This window comes from Duganella radicis, from assembly GCF_009720825.1.
Taxonomy (GTDB): domain Bacteria; phylum Pseudomonadota; class Gammaproteobacteria; order Burkholderiales; family Burkholderiaceae_D; genus Rugamonas; species Rugamonas radicis.
In genome coordinates, this window is sequence record NZ_WNKY01000008.1 from 156370 (window position 1) to 176492 (window position 20123).

Sequence of the window (20123 nt, forward strand, 5' to 3'; positions counted from 1 at the left end):
GGTAGCGTCTATTGTTGATGTGAAGATAAGGTGGAGCGTGCTTTACTGGATCGTGATCTTGGTGCTGGTCGGCTGGTTGGCGGCGGTCGAAACCGGCTTCATCTGCTCGGCGTTGCGGCACTCGTTGGCCAGCTGGCGGTTTTGCTTGGAGTCCAGCAGCATGCCCTTGGCCGGGATGCCGATCCAGACCAGGCCGTACAACTTGTTCTCGAAGCGGTTGGCGCCGGTGGTGGTGCCGACGCGGGTCAGGCGGTGCAGGCGCTTCTTCCAGCGCAGCGCGATGTGCGCCTCGTCGCTGCTGTTGGTGTAGATGGTGATCTTGTTGCCCAGTTCGCAGTCGAACTCGGTGACGGCGGAGTCGGTGATGGCCGGTTCGTCGGCTTCCTCATCCGGCGCCTTCGGTTCCACCGGCTTGGCGGCGGCCTTCTTGGCGGTCTTGGCGACCGCCTTCTTGACGGGTTTCTTGGCGGTGGCGTCTTCCGCGTGGGCGGCGGCCATGGTCAGCGAGGCCAGCGCGAGACTGCAAGCCATGAATAATTTGGAGATGGACATCAGTGTGCTTCCTGTGGGTGATCGGTGGTGCTGCCGTTGAACAGCGGGGCGACCGACTCGGGCAGGGTGAGCCCGGCCAGTTTGGCGCGCTGTAAAACGGTCCAATAATATCTGTAGCTGGCGCGGTCGTGCAATCGGCCATTTTGGGAGATCGGCCCCCATTGCACGGCCGCCGCTTCGTGCAGGATGGCGGCCGCCTCGCTGACCTCGGACAGGCGCGGCGTGAAGGTCTTGATGATCGGCTTGATCTGGTTCGGGTGGATGCTCCACATGCGCGTGTAGCCGAATTCGGCGGCGGCGCGCTGGGCATCGTTGGCCGCGACGGCCGTGTCCTTGATCTCGGTGGTCACGTTATGCGACGGCACCTTGCCGTGCGCGTGGCAGGCGGCGGCGATTTCCAGCTTGGCGCGCACCACCAGCGGGTGGGTGAACTGGCCCGGCGTGCGCATCGCCGCGCCGGGAATCGCGCCGTAGTGCGAGGAGACGAAATCCATGATGCCGAACGACAGGCTCTGCACCTGGGGCAGGGCGGCGATGGCGTAGGCGTCGCGCAGGGCGCCGTGGGTTTCGATCAGCACGTGCACCGGCAGGTCCTGGCGGCCGGCCTTGGCGGCGTGGGTGTTGATCAGCTTGATGGCGCGCTCGACCTCGGCCACGCTGTTCGCCTTCGGCAGCATGATGTAGGCCAGGCGCGGCGCGGCGGCGCAGATGATCTCGATGTCCCTGGCGAAGAACGGGCTGCCGACATCGTGCACGCGGGCGCCGATGCGGTTGAATTGATTGTCTTCGGAATTGAGCAGCTCGACGATCAGCCGGGCGTGGGCTTCCTCGTTGCCGGCGCTGGCGCCGTCTTCGCAGTCGAGGGTGATGTCGAACAGGGGACCAAGTTCTTGTTGCAGGGCGATCGATTTGCGCATCAGCTTTTCGGAGCCGGCGTAGTGATCGCAGGCGGGCAGCAGCAGCGGCTGGCGGTTACCCTGGAATAAAACCTCGGATGGGTGCATGCGTGATGGGTCGGGTGAAGAAATAACCGCCGCGCTGCTCTCGGCAGCGCGGCGGGTGCGGCGGATCGGTGGTTTAACCGGTTCCACGTGCGGACAGAAGATTATGGCAGCAGGTGCTTGACGCCTTCGCGCTCTTCGGTCAGTTCCTTCAGGGTCAGGTTGATGCGCTCTTGCGAGAAGGCGTCGATGTCCAGGCCCTGGACGATTTTGTATTCGCCGTTTTCGGTGGTGACCGGGAAGCCGAACACGATGCCCTCAGGGATGCCGTACGAACCATCCGAAGGCACGCCCATGGTGGTCCACTTGCCGTTGGTGCCGACGTGCCAGTCGTGAACGTGGTCGATGGCGGCGTTGGCGGCCGAAGCGGCCGACGACAGGCCGCGCGCCTCGATGATGGCGGCGCCGCGCTTGCCCACGGTCGGCAGGAAGGTGTTGGCGTTCCATTCCTGGTCGTTGATCAGTTCCTTGACGTTCTTGCCGTTCACGGTGGCGAAGCGGTAGTCGGCGTACATGGTTGGCGAGTGGTTGCCCCACACGGTCAGCTTCTCGATGTCTTTCACCTGGGTGCCGGTCTTGGCGGCCACTTGCGACAGGGCGCGGTTGTGGTCCAGGCGCAGCATGGCGGTGAAGTTCTTGGCCGGCAGCGACGGCGCCGATTTCATGGCGATGTAGGCGTTGGTGTTGGCCGGGTTGCCCACCACCAGTACCTTCACATTGCGCGATGCCACCTGGTCCAGCGCCTTGCCCTGGGCGGTGAAGATCTGGGCGTTGGCTTCCAGCAGGTCCTTGCGCTCCATGCCCGGGCCGCGTGGACGGGCGCCCACCAGCACCGCGTAGTCCACATCCTTGAACGCGGTCAGCGGGTCGGAGTGGGCGGTCATTTCGGTCAGCAGCGGGAAGGCGCAATCGTCGATTTCCATCATGACGCCCTTCAGCGCCTTCTGTGCTTTCTCGTCAGGGATTTCCAGCAGTTGCAGGATAACTGGTTGGTCCTTGCCGAGCATGTCGCCGTTGGCGATGCGGAACAGCAGGGCGTAGCCGATCTGGCCGGCAGCGCCGGTAACAGCAACACGCAGTGGGGTTTTAGCCATGATGAATCTCCAAAGTGGGAAGTGAATCGTTCGTGAAGCAGGGCCGGCGGCCGGCCCGGAAACCGTAATCATACTGCAAAATGCAACGCTTATAATCATGTATGTGCCAAGCGTGGCCTCGGGAGTGTAGGCTTGCCGCCACTATCTGTCAATTCTATCTTATGTCTTATATAAGACAGATCAGTGATTGCCTTTTTTTCTGGACGGCACAGGTCTTTTGTGGTGAAATCTTGGGCTATGAGTTCCAACCCGCCCAATTCGAACAACAATCCAGCCGCCGTCAACACCGGCGGCGCGGGCGGCTCGTCTCCCACTTTCTCCCCTTTGTACCAGCAAATCAAGGCCCTCATTACGCAGAGCCTGCAATCCGGCGAATGGAAGCCCGGCGAGCTGATCCCCAGTGAAGTCGAACTGGCCAACCGCTTCAAGGTCAGCCAGGGCACCGTGCGCAAGGCGATCGACGAGCTGGCGGCCGAGAACCTGGTGATGCGCAAGCAGGGCAAGGGCACTTTCGTGTCCACCCACCACGAGGCGCGCGCCCATTTCCGCTTCCTGCGCCTGATGCCGGACGAGGGCGTCCCGCACTACCCTGAAAGCAAGTTCATCGAGGTCAAGCGCACGCGCGCGCCGGCCGACGTGGCGCGCCTGCTGGACCTGAAGTCCGGCGACGCCGTCATTTTCGTCAAGCGCGTGCAATCGTTCGACGGCGTGCCCACCATCGTGGAAGAGCTGTGGCTGCCGGGGCTGACCTTCAAGGGATTGACCGCCGAGCGCCTGGAAGAGTACAAGGGGCCGATGTACGGCCTGTTTGAATCCGAATTCGGCACGCGCATGATCCGTGCCACCGAGAAGATCCGCGCCGTCTGCGCCACCGAAGGCGACGCCGCGTTGTTGAAAATCGCCGTGAACACGCCGTTGCTGGCGTCGGAGCGGGTGTCGTTCACCTATGGCGACAAGGCGGTGGAATTGCGCCGCGGCTTGTATCTGACCGAACGCCACCACTATCACAATGAGTTGAATTGAAGGAGATACGGCGCAGAAGGGCGGATTTAGTCACACGCCTGTAGCATTGTTGCGCTGATAATACGTTGAGCTACGGAAAGGTAGCCGCTGCCGGCACGGTCAACCACTATTTTTATTATATGTAACAATAGATATTGGTTATGAGAGTGGAAATCGGCGAAAATCGCAGTCTCACCAAATTTTTGTATAAGCCTGAGGAGGTCTTGTTATGTCAGAAGCCGTAAGGGAAGCCCCTAAAAAAGAACGGCCGGAGTTCCGTAACATCCACGTTACCGAACTGTCCAACTACCGCATGCCATTGGCATCGATCGTGTCCATTCTGCACCGGATTTCCGGCGTGGGCATGTTCCTGCTGCTGCCGTTCGTGCTGTATCTCTTGCAAAATTCCCTGCGTTCCGAGATCTCGTTCGCTTACTACGAAGGCTTTGTCACCTACCCGCTGGTCAAAGTGATCATCCTGGGCCTGTCGTGGAGCTTCCTGCACCACATGATCGCCGGCATCCGCCACCTGGTGATGGACCTGCACATCGGCCTCGACAAGCACTCGGCACGTAAATCGTCCGCCACCGTGCTGATCATCAGCCTGGTCCTGACCGCCCTGATCGCCCTGAAACTGTTTGGAGTCTTCTAAAAATGTCCATCAACGATAACGGTATCGGCCCTAAACGCCGCGTGGTCGGCGCGTCCTACGGCATGCGCGACTGGCTGGCGCAACGCGTCACCGCAGTCATCATGGTGCTGTACACCGCCACCCTGGTGCTGGCCTTCCTGACCGGCCAGAACTTCACCTATGAAGGCTGGGCCGGCCTGTTCGCCCAGCAGTGGTTCAAACTGGTGACCGCCGTCACCCTGATCGGCCTGTTCTACCACGCCTGGGTTGGCATGCGCGATGTCTGGATGGACTACGTGCGCGCCGTCGGCCTGCGCCTGACCCTGCAAATCGCCACCATCGCCTGGCTGATCGGTTGCGCCGTGTGGTCGATTCAAATTATCTGGAGTGTGTAATCGTGGCAGCTATCAAATCTGCAATCCCTACCCGCCGCTTTGACGCGGTAATCGTCGGCGCCGGCGGCTCCGGCATGCGCGCATCGCTGCAACTGGCCGAAGCCGGCCTGAACGTGGCTGTGCTCTCCAAAGTGTTCCCGACCCGCTCCCACACCGTGGCGGCGCAGGGCGGCATCGGCGCCTCGCTGGGCAACATGGCCGAAGACAACTGGTTCTGGCACATGTTCGACACCGTCAAGGGGGGCGACTACCTGGGCGACCAGGACGCGATCGAATTCATGTGCCGCGAAGCACCGAAGGTCGTGTACGAGCTGGAACACTTCGGCATGCCGTTCGACCGCAACCCGGACGGCACCATCTACCAGCGTCCGTTCGGCGGCCACACCGCCAACTTCGGCGAGAAAGCCGTGCAGCGCGCCTGCGCCGCGGCCGACCGTACCGGCCACGCCCTGCTGCACACCTTGTACCAGCGCAACGTGCGCGCCCGCACCCACTTCTTCGTCGAGTGGATGGCGCTGGACCTGATCCGCGACGCCGAAGGCGACGTGGTCGGCGTAGTCGCCCTGGAAATGGAAACCGGCGAAGTCATGATGCTGGAAGCCAAAACCACCATCTTCGCGACCGGCGGCGCCGGCCGTATCTTCGCGGCATCGACCAACGCCTTCATCAACACCGGCGACGGCATGGGCATGGCGGCACGCGCCGGCCTGCCGCTGCAGGACATGGAATTCTGGCAGTTCCACCCGACCGGCGTGGCCGGCGCGGGCGTGCTGATCACCGAGGGTGTGCGCGGTGAAGGCGGTATCCTGATCAACTCGGAAGGCGAACGCTTCATGGAGCGTTACGCTCCTACGCTGAAAGACCTGGCGCCGCGCGACTTCGTGTCCCGTTCGATGGACCAGGAGATCAAGGAAGGCCGCGGCTGCGGTCCGAACAAAGACCACGTCATGCTGGACCTGCGCCACATCGGCAAGGACACCATCGAGAAGCGTCTGCCGTCGATTCTGGAAATCGGCCACAAGTTCGCCAACGTCGATGCGACCAAGGAACCGATCCCGGTCGTGCCGACCATCCACTACCAGATGGGCGGTATCCCGACCAATATCCACGGTCAAGTTGTCACCCCGAACGGCGACGGCACCCAGAAAGTGGTCAACGGCCTGTACGCGATCGGCGAATGCGCCTGCGTTTCGGTGCACGGCGCCAACCGCCTGGGCACCAACTCGCTGCTGGACCTGGTGGTGTTCGGCCGCGCGGCCGGCAACCACGTGGTCGCATCGAACCTGAAGCAGAAGGAAAACAAACCGCTGCCGAAAGACGCTGCCGACTTCGCGCTGAACCGCCTGAACAAGCTGGAAACCTCGGCCGGCGGCGAAAAAGTGCAGGGCGTCGCCAACGACATCCGTTCGGCCATGCAGAAATACTGCGGCGTGTTCCGTACCGACGAAGCGCTGCAGAAGGGCGTGGAAGAGATCATGAAGCTGGACGAGCGCCGCAAGCATGTCTCGTTCAAGGACAAGTCCAAGGTGTTCAATACCGCCCGCGTCGAAGCGCTGGAGCTGGACAACCTGATCGAAACCGCGAAAGCCACCATCGTCTCGGCGGCAGCACGCAAGGAATCGCGCGGCGCCCACGCCCACAACGATTACCCGCACCGCGACGACGACAACTGGATGAAGCACACCCTGTGGTACTCGGAAGCTAACCGACTGGAATACAAGGCAGTCGTGACCAAGCCGCTGACGGTTGATACCTTCAAACCGAAACCACGTACTTTCTAAGGCTATACAACATGGCACGCACTCTTAAACTGAAAATTTACCGTTACGATCCGGACCAGGACGCCAAGCCGTACATGCAGGACGTGACTGTCGAGCTGAAAGACACCGACAAAATGCTGCTGGACGCCCTGCAGCGCATCAAGTCCGACGTCGATGACTCGCTGGCCCTGCGCCGCTCGTGCCGCGAAGGCGTGTGCGGTTCGGACGCGATGAACATCAACGGCAAGAACGGCCTGGCCTGCACCACCAACCTGAACGAGCTGACCGAGCCTATCGTGCTGCGTCCGCTGCCAGGCCTGCCGGTGATCCGCGACCTGATCGTCGACATGACCCAGTTCTTCAAGCAGTACGATTCGATCAAGCCTTACCTGATCAACGATTCGATCCGTCCTGAAAAAGAACGCCTGCAAACCCCGGAACAGCGCGAAGAGCTGGACGGCCTGTACGAGTGCATCCTGTGCGCCTGCTGCTCGACCTCGTGCCCGTCGTTCTGGTGGAATCCGGACAAGTTCGTCGGCCCGGCCGGCCTGCTGCAAGCCTACCGCTTCATCGCCGACTCGCGCGACGAGGCCACCGGCCAGCGTCTGGACAACCTGGAAGATCCATACCGCCTGTTCCGCTGCCACTCGATCATGAACTGCGTCGACGTCTGCCCCAAGGGTCTGAACCCGAACAAGGCGATCGGCAAGATCAAAGAGCTGATGGTGCGCCGCGCGATCTAAAGCGCCCACGGGCGGCGGCTACAGCGCCGCCCGTTTTTGTGTAAAGTAGTACTGCTATGACTGAATCGAACCAATCTGCGCATCAGTCCGACCCAGCCAACCGCGCCCGCCTGCGCTGGCGCGCCCGCCGGGGTCTGCTGGAAAACGACATCATCCTGACCCGTTTTCTGGATGCGCATGAAACCGAATTGACCGACGACGAAGTGGACGCGCTCACGCGGCTCCTCGACTTGTCGGACAATGCCCTGATGGATCTGGTACTGGCCCGTAAAGAGCCGGAAGGCGAGATCGACCTGCCGCATGTGCACGCACTGTTGCAGCGGTTGCGCCTGGCCTAGTAGCACCCCCAGTTTCTTTTACTTGCATCATCTCTCCAAGAAGGAAGAGTCCATGAACATCTCTGATAACAAAGCCACTCTCTCGTTCTCCGATGGCAGCCCGGCGGTCGAGTTCCCGATCTACAAAGGCACCGTTGGTCCCGACGTGATCGACATCCGCAAGCTGTACGGCGGCACCGGCAAATTCACCTACGACCCAGGCTTCATGTCGACCGCGTCGTGCAACTCGTCGATCACCTACATCGACGGCGACAAGGGCGAGCTGCAATACCGCGGCTACCCGATCGAACAGCTGGCCGTGAACGCCGACTTCATGGAATCGTGCTACCTGCTGCTGAACGGCGAACTGCCGAACGCGGCGCAGAAGAAAGAGTTCGTCGAGACCGTGTCCAAGCACACCATGGTGCACGAGCAGATGCAATTCTTCTTCCGCGGCTTCCGCCGCGACGCGCACCCGATGTCGGTGCTGGTCGGTACCGTTGGCGCGCTGGCCTCGTTCTACCACGACTCGCTGGACATCAACGACGCCAAGCAGCGTGAAATCTCGGCCATCCGCCTGATCGCCAAGATGCCGACCCTGGTCGCCATGGCCTACAAGTACTCGATCGGCCAGCCGTTCATGTACCCGCGCAACGACCTGTCGTACTCGGCCAACTTCATGCGCATGATGTTCGGCAACCCATGCGAAGAGTATAAGGTCAACGACGTGCTGGTGCGCGCGCTGGACCGCATCCTGATCCTGCACGCCGACCACGAGCAGAACGCGTCGACCTCGACCGTCCGCCTGGCCGGCTCGTCGGGCGCCAACCCGTTCGCCTGTATCGCTGCCGGCATCGCCTGCCTGTGGGGCCCTGCCCACGGCGGCGCCAACGAAGCGGCACTGACCATGCTGAAGGAAATCGGCTCGGTGGAGAACATTCCTGCCTTCATCGCTCAGGTGAAAGATAAGAACTCCGGCGTGAAGCTGATGGGCTTCGGTCACCGCGTGTACAAGAACTTCGACCCGCGCGCCAAGCTGATGCGCGAAACCTGCTACGAAGTGCTGAACGAACTGGGCCTGCAAGACGACCCGCTGTTCAAGCTGGCGATGGAACTGGAAAAGATCGCGCTGAACGACGAATACTTCGTCTCGCGCAAACTGTACCCGAACGTCGACTTCTACTCGGGCATCGTGCAATCGGCGCTGGGCATTCCAGTGTCGCTGTTCACCGGTATCTTCGCGATGGCGCGTACCATCGGCTGGATCGCCCAGTGGAACGAAATGATCGCCGACCCGGAACAGAAAATCGGCCGTCCGCGCCAGCTGTTCATCGGCGCCACCACCCGCGACGTACCGCCGCTGGACAAGCGTTAATCCACGGTTTTACGCAGCAAAAAAAAACGGGCTTCGGCCCGTTTTTTCGTCTGTCGCTGAGAGGGGATATCCATGCCGGGCCAATACGCGCCAAGCCAGTCCGGGGCCGACGGGCATGTCGTTGAGATCAACGGCATTGAGATGTACTACGAAGAGTACGGGGCCGGACGGCCGCTGGTGTTGCTTCACGGGTTTGGCGGCTGTGTGCAGAACTGGTATCCGTTTATCGATCCGTTGGCGGAGCGCTACCGCCTGATCCTGATTGACCTGCGCGGGCATGGCCGCTCCACCAACCCGGCGAACACGTTCACCCATCGGGAGGCCGCCGGCGATGTGCGGCTGTTGCTGGACCGGCTGGGCATAGACCGATTCTCGGCCATGGGAATGAGCTCCGGCGGCATGACGCTGCTGCATATGGCGACGCGCCAACCGGCGCGTCTGGACGCCATGGTGCTGATCAGCGCCACGACGCATTTTCCCGAGCAGGCGAGGATCATCATGCGCAGGGCATCGTTTGCCACCATGCCGCAACCCGTGCAGGAAATGTACCGCGAATGCGCCAAGCGCGGCGATGAGCAGGTGCGTCAGCTGATAGCGCAATTCAATGCGCTGGGTGAAAACTACGACGACGTGAATTTTACCGCGTCGGATTTAGCCGTCATCACGGCGCGGACGCTGATCGTGCACGGTGATCGCGACAACTTTTTCCCGGCCAATATTCCGCAGAATATGCAGCGCGCTATCCCCGATGCCGAGTTATGGATGATTCCCGGCGGCGATCACGTGCCGATTTATGACACTGCGGTTCCGTTCACCTCGACAGCGCTGGCGTTTCTGGGCAGGGCTTAGCGAGGTGCTGCGGCGCGGTCGAAGTGCAGCATGTGTTCGACGTGGACCTTGATACCGCTGTTCAGGCTGGCCAGCGCCTTGCGCAAGGTGCGGGCCGAGGCTTCGCCGATGCCGCCGACCGTGATGCTGTGCTCATAACAGCCACCGCGGCGCAGAATCAGCCATTTGTCGACGCGCGCGTTGGCGCTTTTCAGGGTCGATTCCAGCTGGCTGGCCACAGGTTCGCTGGCGCCCAGTTGCAGATGGAAGGTGTGCGTCATGCGGAACTCGTGGTCCAGGGCGCTGGTGTCTTGAACGGGGGCAGTGTTGGTCGTGCTCATGGTTTCTCCTGAAAGCTAGGCTCGATTCGGAGCAAACCATTGCACCCGCTTCGTTGCCGTGAAAAGGCCGCATCGCCGTAAAGGCATCCACCTTGCCCGGGGAGGCAGGTTGGCGTCGGATAACCGACTCTTGATGCTTGAATAAAATCCGCTATAGCGAACCGGTGTTCAATATAGCGGAATTTCTCCGACTGCGCAACAGGCGGGCTTCATGCCATACCGGGTATCAGCAGTTCGTGGTCTATGCACAGGCGCACAAATGCCTGGTAGCGGTTGGCCGGTATGCCAACGGCAGGGGTCTGGCGCTGTCGCTCATATTCTTGATAAAAGAAGCCGGCCAGGTCCGGCTTGGATTCAAGGAAGATCCTGACAAGGCTTTTCGCCGCCTGCTCGTTGCCGGCCCAGAGCGCAATGTCGAGTGCCCAGTCAGGGAACCTGACGATCTCGTTGCGCTCAAGAAGACGGGCACTCAGCTTCTCCATGGACGAACAAGCGTCAAATGCCGGCAGGACATGATTTCGCACGGTGCCGATCATGCTTTGGATTTCGTCGGCACGGGTTTGCGGGTCAACCAGTTGCCACTTCAGATACTCGTGCGTGGGGTTCAAGTAGCCAACCTGCGTGATCCAGAGGTTGGCGCCATCCGTCACGCCGTTGTTCGCCAGGCGCCATTTCTCAAGGGCTGCCGACTTCACCTGCGCGTGCATGGCAACGGCAATGTGATGTCCGGACGTGTTGGCGCCGTCGGATTGAAATGACACGATGTGCGTGAAGGGGCCGACTTTGCGTGAAAATCGCAGTCCGCTTTTCGCCCAGCGAAAACCCTGATCAGTGAAAGCCGCAGCAACTGCGCTGCAGCTGTTGAGCACAACCTCACCCACCAGTTCAGTGCCGGCGGGCACCAGTTGGAATCGACCGCCGCCGCTGCGGTCGCGCGATGTCGAAATATCCTGAATGTGATCGTCGAGCGAGAGTAGTTTTTTCGGCATGACTACTTTGATCCTTGGTGGCGATGATCGGGCCGCAGCACCAGCAGCCACCAGCACAGCACGCCGATGGTCAGTTGCGGCAGGTTGTACAGGAATTTATCGAGCGTGGCGTCGCGCCGCTGCGGCCAGGCGCTGTTGGCGGTTTCGGCGATGATGTTGGTGTGATAAAAGCAGGCCGCCAGCAGGAACAGCGCCGCCACGCCCCAGATCGCGGGCAAGCTGGTCACGCGACGGCGCAACAGTGAGGCGAACGGATACACCAGCACGCAGCAGAAAACGTAGGCAAACAAATTGACCGGCAGGTTGGCCAGATCAAAGTGAGGCAGCACGACCGGCACAGCGCAAATCGCCACCGCCAGCATGACTGCAATAACGGGATGAGGCTGTTCCGGCCAAGTCGAGAGGTGGTTGTTCATTATGAAACGCGTGATGAAAGGGCACTATTGTAGCTTTGGATTGCGGCGGCCCCACGGAACTTAATGTTGAGTCGCGAGTCGAACTCGTATTCTGTTTTCAAGCAGGGAGGGCGTCATGGATATTTGGGCCACTGAACCGCTTATGCGGCAGTATGGTGTTTCGGAGGATTCTATTGCCAAACTGCGAGAGGCTGCGGCAAATGTTCCAGCGGGGGGCTTGCTCAGTTGGGGGGCGACGCCTGTCATCGCGGGCCTCAACGCAGCTGAGAGCGAGCTGCTGTTAATACGAATGCTGGAGCGTCTGGCAGAACGTTTGGAGGCTAAGTTAGACGATCACGATGTGCCTGAGTTGGTGGGCATGCCGAGTGTCGACGAGTTATTGGCCAAGATTAGCAACCCGCAGGTTGCGATCATACTAAGAGATGCCTGCGCGCGACTTGACGCCGACAGGCGTGGAGCGTGTCCTCGGGCAGTGTCTCAATGATAGGCGCAGCCAATTTCGGATAATGTCTTTCCGGCCAAGGCGAAGGAGCTTGCGCGCGAAAAGCGAGGTGGGGAAGACCGTCGGCAATGACGAAGCTGCGCTTACTTTTCCTGATCCAGCAGGGCCTGGATTTCTTCGCGTTCTTTTTTGCTGACGTGGCCGCCGCGCAGGGCGGCCAGCACCAGGGCTTTGCCGGAGCCGGCGAAGGCTTTCTGGATCAGGTCTTTCAACAGGCTGGTTTGGACCGAATCCTGCTCCTGCACCGGCGCGTAGATGTGGGCGCGCTGGCTTTCGTCGCGTTTCAGCAGGCCTTTGGTGTGCATCACTTGCAGTACCCGCAGCACGTTGGCGTAGCTGGTGTCCGGACGCGTTTCCTGTGCCGCCTCGTGCACTTGCCGCGCGGTCGCGGGGCCGAGCGCGTACAGCAGGCGCAGCATCTCCAGTTCGGCGGCGGTCGGTTTCGGTAAGGTGCTCATGGATGTAGAATAATTTATCTAGAATGGATTGTCTAGCTGTTCTTTGATGTCGTTGAAGCGCGGCCCGCCTTGCTGGCAGGCGGCTTGCAACTGGCGCAGGCTTGGCGGGGCGCTGTCGCAGCGGTCTAGCAGTTCTTCCAGCAGCTTGCCGAAGGCGCGCACTTCGAGTGTTTGCAGGGCCGATGCATGCGGCCCGGCCGGATCGTAGAACGAGGCGGCGCCAAAGTCGCCCAGCAGGGTGTGGCCGTGGTCGTCGTGCAGGACGTTGTGGCCGTACAGGTCGCCATGCATGATGCCGTGGCGGTGCAACTGCGCGGCCGCCGAGGCGATGCCCCGGGCGATCGCCAGCGCCGCCGACAGGTCGAAGCGCTTGTCTTCGGCGTAGATGTCGCGGGTGCAGCTGTCCAGGCTGGGCGGGCCGGCGAGGTTGTGGAAGTCCGGGGAGATCAGTTCCATCACCAGGCCGTGGGCGTTTTCCGGATGATCTTCAATGTGGCCAAGGATGGGAATCAGGTTGGGATGCGCGCCGGCGCCCAGGCAGGCCGCCATTTCGCTCAACGGCGAACCGTCACTGGTCATGGCGGCGCGGAACAATTTGACGGCCACCGGCTCGGCCGTGTCGTCGTGCGGCCAGTCGGCGCGGTAGATGATGCCGGAAGCGCCTTCGCCCAGTTTTTCACGCAGCGCCAGCGTCGGCCAGCTGATGGCGGCGGAGGGCGTGTGGACCAGCGTGTCTTCCAGTTGATCGCACAGCGGATTGCCGGCGTAGGCCAGCCACGTCAGGCGCGGCAGCGCTAGCAGCCAGTCCGGCAGCGCGGTCAGCCGGTTGCTGGCGATGCGCAGCAGTTCAAGCTTGTGCAGCTGCGACATGGAGGCGGGCAACTCGCGCAGGCGGTTCCCGGCCAACATCAGCTTTTGCAGTTGCGGACGCTCGCCCAGTTCGGCAGGCAGTTGTTCGAGGTCGTTATCGGTCAGCACCAGCCAGCGCAGACCGGCGGGCAGGGCGGCGGCGGGCACGTGGCGCACGCGGTTGGCCTTGAAGCCGAGCATGGTCAGCGACGGGCACCGGCCCAGCACCGAAGGCAATTCCGCAAACTGGTTATCCGAGCAAAAGATGATGCGCAGCTGGTGCAGCCGGGGCAAGTCGTCCGGCAGTGTCGAGAGCGCATTGCCGGACAGGTCGAGGATTTCCAGGCTGTCGGCCAGCGTGTAGATCTCGGGCGGGAATTCGGTGAGGCCGCAGCGCAAGGTCAGGCGCGTGATGCCTGCCAGTGCGCCGCTGCGCAACTGCTCAAGGGTGTGCATGGGAAGAGGCGATAAACAACGACGGCGCAGTGTATCACTTCGCCGCCGCGGCCGAGGCCTCCGCTCAGCGCATTACCACTTCATTTCGCCCTTGGCGACCTTGGCGCTGGTGTCCAGAGCGCCCGGCAGGCCGGCGCTCGGGTACAGCGCTTTCATGCGGGCGATCAGCGCGGCCGAATCGGCGGCCTTGGCGGTTTCATTTTCAAAGCTGGTCACGTAGTTGCGGGTGTAGCTGATCGCCTCCGTGGTCAGCGCCGCGCCCGGCTTGAAGTGGCCAGGCACCACGGTGGCAGGCTTCAAGGCGGCGATGCCGTCCAGCGTGGCCAGCCACTGGCGGCGCGATTCCGGCGTCTGGGTGTCGGCCATCCACACGTGCAGGTCGTTGAACAGCACCACGCCGCCCACCACCGCCTTGATCGAAGGAATCCACACGTAGCCGCGCGGCGCATCCTTGATCTCCAGCTTCTTGCCTTCCAGCGTGATGGCATTGCCTTGCAGCGGTTGCGGCACGATCACTTCCTGCGGCGCGTTGTCTTTCAGGATGGGGCCCCAGTAGGCGACCTTGGCGGCTTTCTTGCGCTCGATGCCGGCGATCACGGCCGGGGTGGCGACGATTTTCGCGTCCGGGAAGGCGGCGTGGATCACATCCAGGCCGAAATAAAAGTCCGGGTCGTCATGGCTGATGTAGATGGTGGTCAGGTGCTTGCCGGTGGCTTTGATCTTGTCCACCAGCTTGAGCGCTTCGCCGCGCGAGAATTGCGCGTCGATCAGCACCGCATCCTTGTCGCCGCTGACGATGACCGAGGCCACTGGGAAGATGGCGGCTTCGCCGGGATTGAACACATCCAGCTTCAAAGGCGCGGCCTGGGCGGCAACGGTGGTGGCGAGGGCGGCGGACAGCAGGGTTTGCTTGATCATGATCGGTCACTCCAGAAAAGTAAGAATGACGCCATCTTAAATTTCTCAATCCGAGAGAAAAATACGGTAATCTGTGCTTATTAATTGCTTGGATCGGACGAATCATGGATCGCATCACCGCCGCGCGTGTGTTCATCACCATTGCCGAACGCGGCAGCATGATCGCCGCCGCCGACACGCTGGACATGTCGCGCGCCATGGTCACGCGCTACCTGGCCGAGATGGAAGAGTGGGCCGGCGCCCGCCTGCTGCACCGGAGCACGCGCCGCCTGAGCTTGACCGACGCCGGCGACATCACGCTGGCGCGCTGCCGCCGCATGCTGGAAGTGGCCGATGACATGGCGGTCGCCAGCGGCGCCGATGCCGACACGCCGCAGGGGCTGCTGCGCATCACCTGCTCGCAATCGCTGGCGATGGCCGAGCTGGCCCCGGCGGTGGGTGAATTCCTCCAGCGCTATCCGCGCACCGCCGTCGATCTTCAGATGAGCAACCGCGCCGTCAACCTGATCGAGGAGCGCATCGACCTGGCGCTGCGCGTCACCAATGCGCTGGAGCCCAACCTGATCGCCCGCCAGCTGGGCGACTGCGACTCGGTGGTGTGCGCCGCGCCGGCCTACCTGCGACAGCACGGCACGCCGCAGCGGCCGCAGGACCTGGCCGCCCACAACTGCCTGACCTATGCCTACTTCGGCAAAAGCCTGTGGCAGTTCACCGGGCCGGATGGCGCGGCGCTGTCGGTGCCGGTCAGCGGCAACCTGTCGGCCAACGAGGATCTGGTGCTGCTGAAAGCGGCGGAGCAGGGTTGCGGCATCGCCTTGCAGCCGCTGTACAGCGCCGCCGCGCCGATCGCCGACGGCCGGCTGGTGGCGCTGCTTCCCGGATACGCGCCGCAGCGCATGGGGATTTACGGGGTGTACGCCTCGCGCCAGCACATGGCGCCGGCGCTGCGCGCCATGCTGGACTTCCTGCTGACCCGGTTCCACGCCAAAAGAGGGGCGCAGCCCCGTTAAAAATCTGAAAACATTGTGTACAAGGCCAGCATTCATGCGGCTTAAGTTAACATTAATGATGAAAGATTCGTCGGGTTTATGCCGCACAAATGGTTGTTGGGATACAATACCGGTGCTATGCTGAATGGCCCGTTTTAGGTAACACTGAACAAATAGCCCTTCCCCACAACTTGATGTGCAATCCGCTAACCGGTCAGGCCGTGTCGCGGAAGGTTAGACTAACCCGCTAATTCCTCGCGAAGCGCGAAGAAAGGTGAGCAAGAATGATGCAACAATATACGTCCAACTCCTACCTGTTTGGTGGGAACGCACCGTACGTTGAAGAACTGTACGAAGCGTATCTGAACAATCCAGGTTCCGTTCCAGACAACTGGCGTGCCTACTTCGACGCCATGCAGCACGTACCGGCAGTCGATGGCTCCAACAAACCAGACGTAGCACACGCCTCCGTCATCGCCTCTTTCGCAGAGCGCGCCAAAGCAGGTCCAATGCGCACCGTTACCGCCACCGCCGACGCCGAAATGGGCCGCAAGCGCGTCGCCGTGACCCAGCTGGTCGCAGCCTACCGTTACCTGGGCTCCCGCTGGGCCAACCTGGACCCGCTGCAACGCCAGGAACGTCCGAACATCCCTGAACTGGACCCGAGCTTCTACGGCTTCGCGGATGCGGACATGGACACCGTGTTCAACATCAGCAACACCTACTTCGGCCCGGAAACCGCGACCCTGCGCGACCTGCTGAACTACCTGCGCGACACCTACACCCGTTCGATCGGCGCGGAGTACATGTACATCTCCGACCCGGCCGAAAAGCGCTGGCTGCAAGAACGTCTGGAGTCGATCCGCTCGACCCCGAACTTCACCCCGGAAAAGAAAAAGCACATCCTGGAGCGCCTGACCGCGGCCGAAGGCCTGGAGCGCTACCTCCACACCAAATACGTCGGCCAGAAGCGCTTCTCGCTGGAAGGCGGCGAAACCTTCATCGCCTCGATCGACGAGATCATTCAGCGCGCCGGTGAAAAAGGCGTGCAAGAGATCGTGATCGGCATGGCCCACCGCGGCCGTCTGAATGTGCTGGTCAACACCCTGGGCAAAGCCCCGAAAGACCTGTTCGAAGAATTCGAAGGCAAGCACGGCGACGACCTGCCGGCCGGCGACGTGAAATACCACCAGGGCTTCTCGTCCGACATCTCGACCACCGGCGGTCCGGTCCACCTGTCGCTGGCGTTCAACCCATCGCACCTGGAAATCGTCAACCCGGTGGTTGAAGGTTCGGTCAAGGCCCGCATGGATCGCCGCGGCGACCACGCCGGCAAGCAAGTGCTGCCGATTCTGGTGCACGGCGACGCCGCTTTCGCAGGCCAGGGCGTTGTGATGGAAACCCTGAATCTGGCGCAAACCCGTGGCTACGGCACCGGCGGCACGGTGCACATCGTGATCAACAACCAGATCGGTTTCACCACCTCCGACCCGCGCGACGCCCGTTCGACCATCTACTGCTCGGACGTGGTCAAGATGATCGAAGCGCCAGTGCTGCACGTGAACGCCGACGATCCGGAAGCCACCGTGCTGGCCTCGCAGATCGCCATGGACTACCGCACGCAGTTCGGCAAGGACATCGTGGTGGACATCATCTGCTTCCGCAAACTGGGCCACAACGAGCAAGACACCCCGGCGCTGACCCAGCCGCTGATGTACAAGAAAATCGGCAAGCACCCAGGTACCCGCAAGCTGTACGCCGACAAGCTGGCGGCCCAGACCGTGATCCCGGCCGATGGCGGCGATCAACTGGTAGCCGCTTACCGCGACGCCATGGACGCCGGCAAGCACACCGTCGATCCAGTGATCTCCAACTTCAAGAACAAGTACGCCGTTGACTGGCTGCCGTTCCTGAACAAGAAGTGGACCGACGCGGCCGACACCGCCGTGCCGACCACCGAACTGAAACGCCTGGCCGGCCGCATCACCACCGTGCCGGAAGGCTTCAAAGTGCACTCGCTGGTGGAAAAAGTGCTGGCTGACCGCGCCGCCATGGGCCGCGGTGAAGTGAACCTGGACTGGGGCATGGGCGAGCACCTGGCCTTCGCATCGCTGGTATCGTCGGGCTACGCTGTGCGCCTGACCGGCCAGGACGCCGGCCGCGGCACCTTCACCCACCGTCACGCCGTGCTGCACGACCAGAACCGCGAGCGTTGGGACGCCGGCACCTACGTGCCGCTGCAAAACATCGCCGAAGGCCAGGCACCGTTCACCGTGATCGACTCGGTGCTGTCGGAAGAGGCGGTGCTGGGCTTCGAATACGGCTACTCGACCGCCGAGCCTAACACCCTGACCATCTGGGAAGCCCAGTTCGGCGACTTCGTCAACGGCGCCCAGGTGGTGATCGACCAGTTCATCAGCTCCGGCGAAGTGAAGTGGGGCCGCGCTTCCGGCCTGGTCATGCTGCTGCCGCACGGCTACGAAGGCCAGGGTCCGGAGCACTCGTCGGCTCGCCCTGAACGCTTCCTGCAACTGTGCGCTGACAACAACATGCAAGTGGTGCAGCCAACCACCGCCTCGCAGATCTTCCACGTGCTGCGTCGCCAGATGGTGCGCCAGTTCCGCAAGCCGCTGGTCATCATGACCCCGAAATCGCTGCTGCGTAACAAGGACGCGGGTTCGCCGCTGAGCGAACTGGCCAAAGGCGCGTTCCAGACCGTGATCGGTGAAGTGGACGAGAGCATCGACGCCAAGAAAGTCAAACGCGTCATCGCCTGCTCGGGCAAGGTCTACTACGACCTGGTCAACGCACGCAAGACCCGTGGCCAGACCGATACCGCCATCGTGCGTATCGAGCAGCTGTATCCGTTCCCGCACAAGGCCTTTGCCGCTGAACTGAAGAAGTTCTCGGCCGCGACCGAAGTGGTGTGGGCACAGGACGAACCGCAGAATCAGGGCCCATGGTTCCAGATTCAGCACAACCTCTTCGAGAGCATGGAGTCGGGCCAACGTCTGGCGTACGCCGGCCGCCCAGCTTCGGCATCGCCAGCGGTCGGTTACTACGACAAGCACTACGCTCAACAGAAAGAGCTGCTGGAGACCGCCTTCTCGAAGCTCAAAGGTTTCATCCTGACCAAGTAATCAGAACCACACATTGAACGGAGCGCCGCCTTTGCTACGCAGGGCGGCGCCGCAAAAACAAATATACGGAGTTTTTTCATGGCACAAATCGAAGTCAAAGTTCCTCAACTGTCGGAATCGGTCGCAGAAGCAACCATGCTGACCTGGCATAAAAAAGTCGGCGACAGCGTTGCCCGCGACGAAAACCTGATCGATATCGAAACCGACAAAGTCGTTCTGGAACTGCCAGCGCCTGCCGCCGGCACCCTGGTGCAAATCATCAAGGGCGACGGCAGCACCGTTGTTGCTGACGAATTGATCGCTATTATCGATACCGAAGGTGGCGCCGCTGTTGCCGCAGCCCCGGCCGCTGCCGCGCCAGCCGCCGCTCCGGCACCTGCCGCCGCTCCCGCCGCAGCCGCTGGCGGCAACAAAGGCGACGTGGCCATGCCGGCCGCCGCCAAGATCCTGTCGGAAAAAGGCCTGTCGGCTTCCGACGTCGCCGGTTCGGGCAAAGATGGCCGCGTGACCAAGGGTGACGCCCTGGCCGCTTCGGCATCGGCTACCCCAGCCGTCGCTCCGCTGGCCGCGCCAGCCGCCAAGCCAGCACTGGCGCAAGTGGCCGCGCCAGCCGCCGCCAACCTGGGCGACCGTCCGGAAGAGCGCGTGCCGATGAGCCGTCTGCGCGCCCGTATCGCCGAGCGTCTGGTGCAATCGCAATCGACCAACGCGATTCTGACCACCTTCAACGAAGTGAACATGGCGCCGGTCATGGACCTGCGCAACAAGTACAAAGACAAGTTCGAGAAAGAGCACGGCGTCAAGCTGGGCTTCATGTCGTTCTTCGTCAAGGCCGCTGTTGCCGCGCTGAAGAAATACCCGATCCTGAACGCTTCGGTTGATGGCAACGACATCGTCTACCACGGCTACTTCGACATCGGTATCGCGGTGGGTTCGCCACGCGGCCTGGTGGTGCCTATCCTGCGCAACGCCGACCAGATGTCGATCGCTGAAATCGAGAAGAAAATCGGTGAATTCGGCGCCAAGGCCAAGGAAGGCAAGCTGACCCTGGACGACCTGACCGGCGGTACCTTCTCGATCTCGAACGGCGGCACCTTCGGCTCGATGCTGTCGACCCCGATCATCAACCCGCCACAATCGGCGATCCTGGGCGTGCACGCGACCAAAGACCGCGCCGTGGTTGAAAACGGCCAGATCGTTGTTCGTCCGATGAACTACCTGGCGATGTCCTACGACCACCGCATCATCGACGGCCGCGAAGCCGTGCTGGGCCTGGTGGCCATGAAGGAAGCGCTGGAAGATCCTGCACGTCTGCTGCTGGACCTGTAATCCGGAACCCCGGGCAACCGGGGTTAACTAAGGAGCAC

Annotated in this window: 20 protein-coding genes and 1 riboswitch; of the genes, 11 read left to right on the top strand and 9 right to left on the bottom strand. The window is 61.9% G+C overall.

The features are described from left to right. Window positions 1-42 precede the first annotated feature (42 nt). The 3 genes from GM676_RS10380 to GM676_RS10390 all read right to left on the bottom strand — a co-directional run bounded on the left by GM676_RS10380 (window position 43) and on the right by GM676_RS10390 (window position 2647). Entirely contained in the window at window positions 43-552 is a 510-nt protein-coding gene (locus GM676_RS10380) for a hypothetical protein (RefSeq protein ID WP_155463457.1), read from the bottom strand. Further along, window positions 552-1556, bottom strand: a complete 1005-nt coding sequence (locus tag GM676_RS10385; protein ID WP_155463458.1) for an HpcH/HpaI aldolase/citrate lyase family protein — start codon at window positions 1554-1556, stop codon at window positions 552-554. The genes GM676_RS10380 and GM676_RS10385 overlap by 1 nt, the downstream gene beginning before the upstream one ends. Before the next feature lie 101 nt (window positions 1557-1657). Further along, window positions 1658-2647: a malate dehydrogenase gene (locus tag GM676_RS10390; protein ID WP_155463459.1), complete on the bottom strand. Its 990-nt coding sequence runs from the start codon at window positions 2645-2647 to the stop codon at window positions 1658-1660. Between the two features lie 237 nt (window positions 2648-2884). Here GM676_RS10390 and GM676_RS10395 point away from each other — a divergent pair, with 237 nt between their 5' ends. The 8 genes from GM676_RS10395 (at window position 2885) to GM676_RS10430 (ending at window position 9719) form a co-directional block, all read left to right on the top strand. Continuing rightward, a complete protein-coding gene (locus tag GM676_RS10395; RefSeq protein WP_155463460.1) occupies window positions 2885-3670 on the top strand; it encodes a GntR family transcriptional regulator in 786 nt (261 codons plus the stop codon). A 208-nt stretch (window positions 3671-3878) separates the two neighbouring features. After that, window positions 3879-4301 carry a succinate dehydrogenase, cytochrome b556 subunit gene (gene sdhC, locus GM676_RS10400; protein ID WP_155463461.1) on the top strand — a complete coding sequence of 141 codons (423 nt, stop codon included), beginning with the start codon at window positions 3879-3881 and terminating at the stop codon, window positions 4299-4301. 2 nt (window positions 4302-4303) lie between these two features. Continuing rightward, window positions 4304-4675: a succinate dehydrogenase, hydrophobic membrane anchor protein gene (gene sdhD / locus GM676_RS10405; RefSeq protein WP_155463462.1), complete on the top strand. Its 372-nt coding sequence runs from the start codon at window positions 4304-4306 to the stop codon at window positions 4673-4675. A 2-nt stretch (window positions 4676-4677) separates the two neighbouring features. Beyond that, a complete protein-coding gene (sdhA, locus tag GM676_RS10410; RefSeq protein ID WP_371866186.1) occupies window positions 4678-6456 on the top strand; it encodes a succinate dehydrogenase flavoprotein subunit in 1779 nt (592 codons plus the stop codon). A gap of 11 nt (window positions 6457-6467) precedes the next feature. Then, complete coding sequence (locus GM676_RS10415) at window positions 6468-7178, top strand: succinate dehydrogenase iron-sulfur subunit (protein WP_155463463.1); 711 nt, start codon at window positions 6468-6470, stop codon at window positions 7176-7178. A 56-nt stretch (window positions 7179-7234) separates the two neighbouring features. After that, window positions 7235-7516, top strand: coding sequence for an FAD assembly factor SdhE (locus GM676_RS10420; RefSeq protein WP_155463464.1), 282 nt, complete (start codon window positions 7235-7237; stop codon window positions 7514-7516). Window positions 7517-7568: 52 nt separating this feature from the next. After that, entirely contained in the window at window positions 7569-8870 is a 1302-nt protein-coding gene (gltA, locus tag GM676_RS10425) for a citrate synthase (protein ID WP_155463465.1), read from the top strand. Between the two features lie 72 nt (window positions 8871-8942). Next, window positions 8943-9719, top strand: a complete 777-nt coding sequence (locus GM676_RS10430; protein WP_155463466.1) for an alpha/beta fold hydrolase — start codon at window positions 8943-8945, stop codon at window positions 9717-9719. Here the strand turns inward: GM676_RS10430 and GM676_RS10435 are convergent. The 6 genes from GM676_RS10435 to GM676_RS10460 form a co-directional block, all read right to left on the bottom strand. Beyond that, window positions 9716-10039, bottom strand: coding sequence for a hypothetical protein (locus GM676_RS10435; protein ID WP_155463467.1), 324 nt, complete (start codon window positions 10037-10039; stop codon window positions 9716-9718). The two genes, GM676_RS10430 and GM676_RS10435, sit on opposite strands and share 4 nt — an antisense overlap. A 39-nt stretch (window positions 10040-10078) precedes the next feature. Then, window positions 10079-10181, bottom strand: a riboswitch (SAM-I-IV-variant riboswitch). 67 nt (window positions 10182-10248) lie between these two features. Then, window positions 10249-11028: a hypothetical protein gene (locus tag GM676_RS10440; RefSeq protein WP_155463468.1), complete on the bottom strand. Its 780-nt coding sequence runs from the start codon at window positions 11026-11028 to the stop codon at window positions 10249-10251. A gap of 2 nt (window positions 11029-11030) precedes the next feature. Beyond that, a complete protein-coding gene (locus GM676_RS10445) occupies window positions 11031-11444 on the bottom strand; it encodes a hypothetical protein (protein ID WP_155463469.1) in 414 nt (137 codons plus the stop codon). A 585-nt stretch (window positions 11445-12029) separates the two neighbouring features. Beyond that, entirely contained in the window at window positions 12030-12404 is a 375-nt protein-coding gene (locus tag GM676_RS10450) for a BlaI/MecI/CopY family transcriptional regulator (RefSeq protein ID WP_155463470.1), read from the bottom strand. An 18-nt stretch (window positions 12405-12422) separates the two neighbouring features. Next, on the bottom strand, window positions 12423-13709 hold the full coding sequence (locus tag GM676_RS10455) for a leucine-rich repeat-containing protein kinase family protein (protein ID WP_155463471.1): 1287 nt from the start codon (window positions 13707-13709) through the stop codon (window positions 12423-12425). Between the two features lie 72 nt (window positions 13710-13781). Next, a complete protein-coding gene (locus GM676_RS10460; RefSeq protein WP_155463472.1) occupies window positions 13782-14627 on the bottom strand; it encodes an MBL fold metallo-hydrolase in 846 nt (281 codons plus the stop codon). 104 nt (window positions 14628-14731) lie between these two features. Between GM676_RS10460 and GM676_RS10465 the strand changes: the two genes are divergently transcribed. The 3 genes from GM676_RS10465 to odhB all read left to right on the top strand — a co-directional run bounded on the left by GM676_RS10465 (window position 14732) and on the right by odhB (window position 20085). Beyond that, window positions 14732-15637, top strand: a complete 906-nt coding sequence (locus GM676_RS10465) for a LysR family transcriptional regulator (protein ID WP_155463473.1) — start codon at window positions 14732-14734, stop codon at window positions 15635-15637. Between the two features lie 263 nt (window positions 15638-15900). Beyond that, window positions 15901-18756: a 2-oxoglutarate dehydrogenase E1 component gene (locus tag GM676_RS10470; protein ID WP_155463474.1), complete on the top strand. Its 2856-nt coding sequence runs from the start codon at window positions 15901-15903 to the stop codon at window positions 18754-18756. A 78-nt stretch (window positions 18757-18834) separates the two neighbouring features. Then, entirely contained in the window at window positions 18835-20085 is a 1251-nt protein-coding gene (gene odhB, locus GM676_RS10475) for a 2-oxoglutarate dehydrogenase complex dihydrolipoyllysine-residue succinyltransferase (RefSeq protein WP_155463475.1), read from the top strand. The last annotated feature ends 38 nt before the right edge of the window (window positions 20086-20123 follow it).

Excerpts from the sequence above, each read along its gene's own strand:
- GM676_RS10380 (WP_155463457.1), bottom strand. The coding sequence starts at position 552 with ATGTCCATCTCCAAATTATTCATGGCTTGCAGTCTCGCGCTGGCCTCG.
- GM676_RS10385 (WP_155463458.1), bottom strand. The coding sequence starts at position 1,556 with ATGCACCCATCCGAGGTTTTATTCCAGGGTAACCGCCAGCCGCTGCTG.
- GM676_RS10390 (WP_155463459.1), bottom strand. The coding sequence starts at position 2,647 with ATGGCTAAAACCCCACTGCGTGTTGCTGTTACCGGCGCTGCCGGCCAG.
- GM676_RS10395 (WP_155463460.1), top strand. The coding sequence starts at position 2,885 with ATGAGTTCCAACCCGCCCAATTCGAACAACAATCCAGCCGCCGTCAAC.
- sdhC (WP_155463461.1), top strand. The coding sequence starts at position 3,879 with ATGTCAGAAGCCGTAAGGGAAGCCCCTAAAAAAGAACGGCCGGAGTTC.
- sdhD (WP_155463462.1), top strand. The coding sequence starts at position 4,304 with ATGTCCATCAACGATAACGGTATCGGCCCTAAACGCCGCGTGGTCGGC.
- GM676_RS10415 (WP_155463463.1), top strand. The coding sequence starts at position 6,468 with ATGGCACGCACTCTTAAACTGAAAATTTACCGTTACGATCCGGACCAG.
- GM676_RS10420 (WP_155463464.1), top strand. The coding sequence starts at position 7,235 with ATGACTGAATCGAACCAATCTGCGCATCAGTCCGACCCAGCCAACCGC.
- gltA (WP_155463465.1), top strand. The coding sequence starts at position 7,569 with ATGAACATCTCTGATAACAAAGCCACTCTCTCGTTCTCCGATGGCAGC.
- GM676_RS10430 (WP_155463466.1), top strand. The coding sequence starts at position 8,943 with ATGCCGGGCCAATACGCGCCAAGCCAGTCCGGGGCCGACGGGCATGTC.
- GM676_RS10435 (WP_155463467.1), bottom strand. The coding sequence starts at position 10,039 with ATGAGCACGACCAACACTGCCCCCGTTCAAGACACCAGCGCCCTGGAC.
- GM676_RS10440 (WP_155463468.1), bottom strand. The coding sequence starts at position 11,028 with ATGCCGAAAAAACTACTCTCGCTCGACGATCACATTCAGGATATTTCG.
- GM676_RS10445 (WP_155463469.1), bottom strand. The coding sequence starts at position 11,444 with ATGAACAACCACCTCTCGACTTGGCCGGAACAGCCTCATCCCGTTATT.
- GM676_RS10450 (WP_155463470.1), bottom strand. The coding sequence starts at position 12,404 with ATGAGCACCTTACCGAAACCGACCGCCGCCGAACTGGAGATGCTGCGC.
- GM676_RS10455 (WP_155463471.1), bottom strand. The coding sequence starts at position 13,709 with ATGCACACCCTTGAGCAGTTGCGCAGCGGCGCACTGGCAGGCATCACG.
- GM676_RS10460 (WP_155463472.1), bottom strand. The coding sequence starts at position 14,627 with ATGATCAAGCAAACCCTGCTGTCCGCCGCCCTCGCCACCACCGTTGCC.
- GM676_RS10465 (WP_155463473.1), top strand. The coding sequence starts at position 14,732 with ATGGATCGCATCACCGCCGCGCGTGTGTTCATCACCATTGCCGAACGC.
- GM676_RS10470 (WP_155463474.1), top strand. The coding sequence starts at position 15,901 with ATGATGCAACAATATACGTCCAACTCCTACCTGTTTGGTGGGAACGCA.
- odhB (WP_155463475.1), top strand. The coding sequence starts at position 18,835 with ATGGCACAAATCGAAGTCAAAGTTCCTCAACTGTCGGAATCGGTCGCA.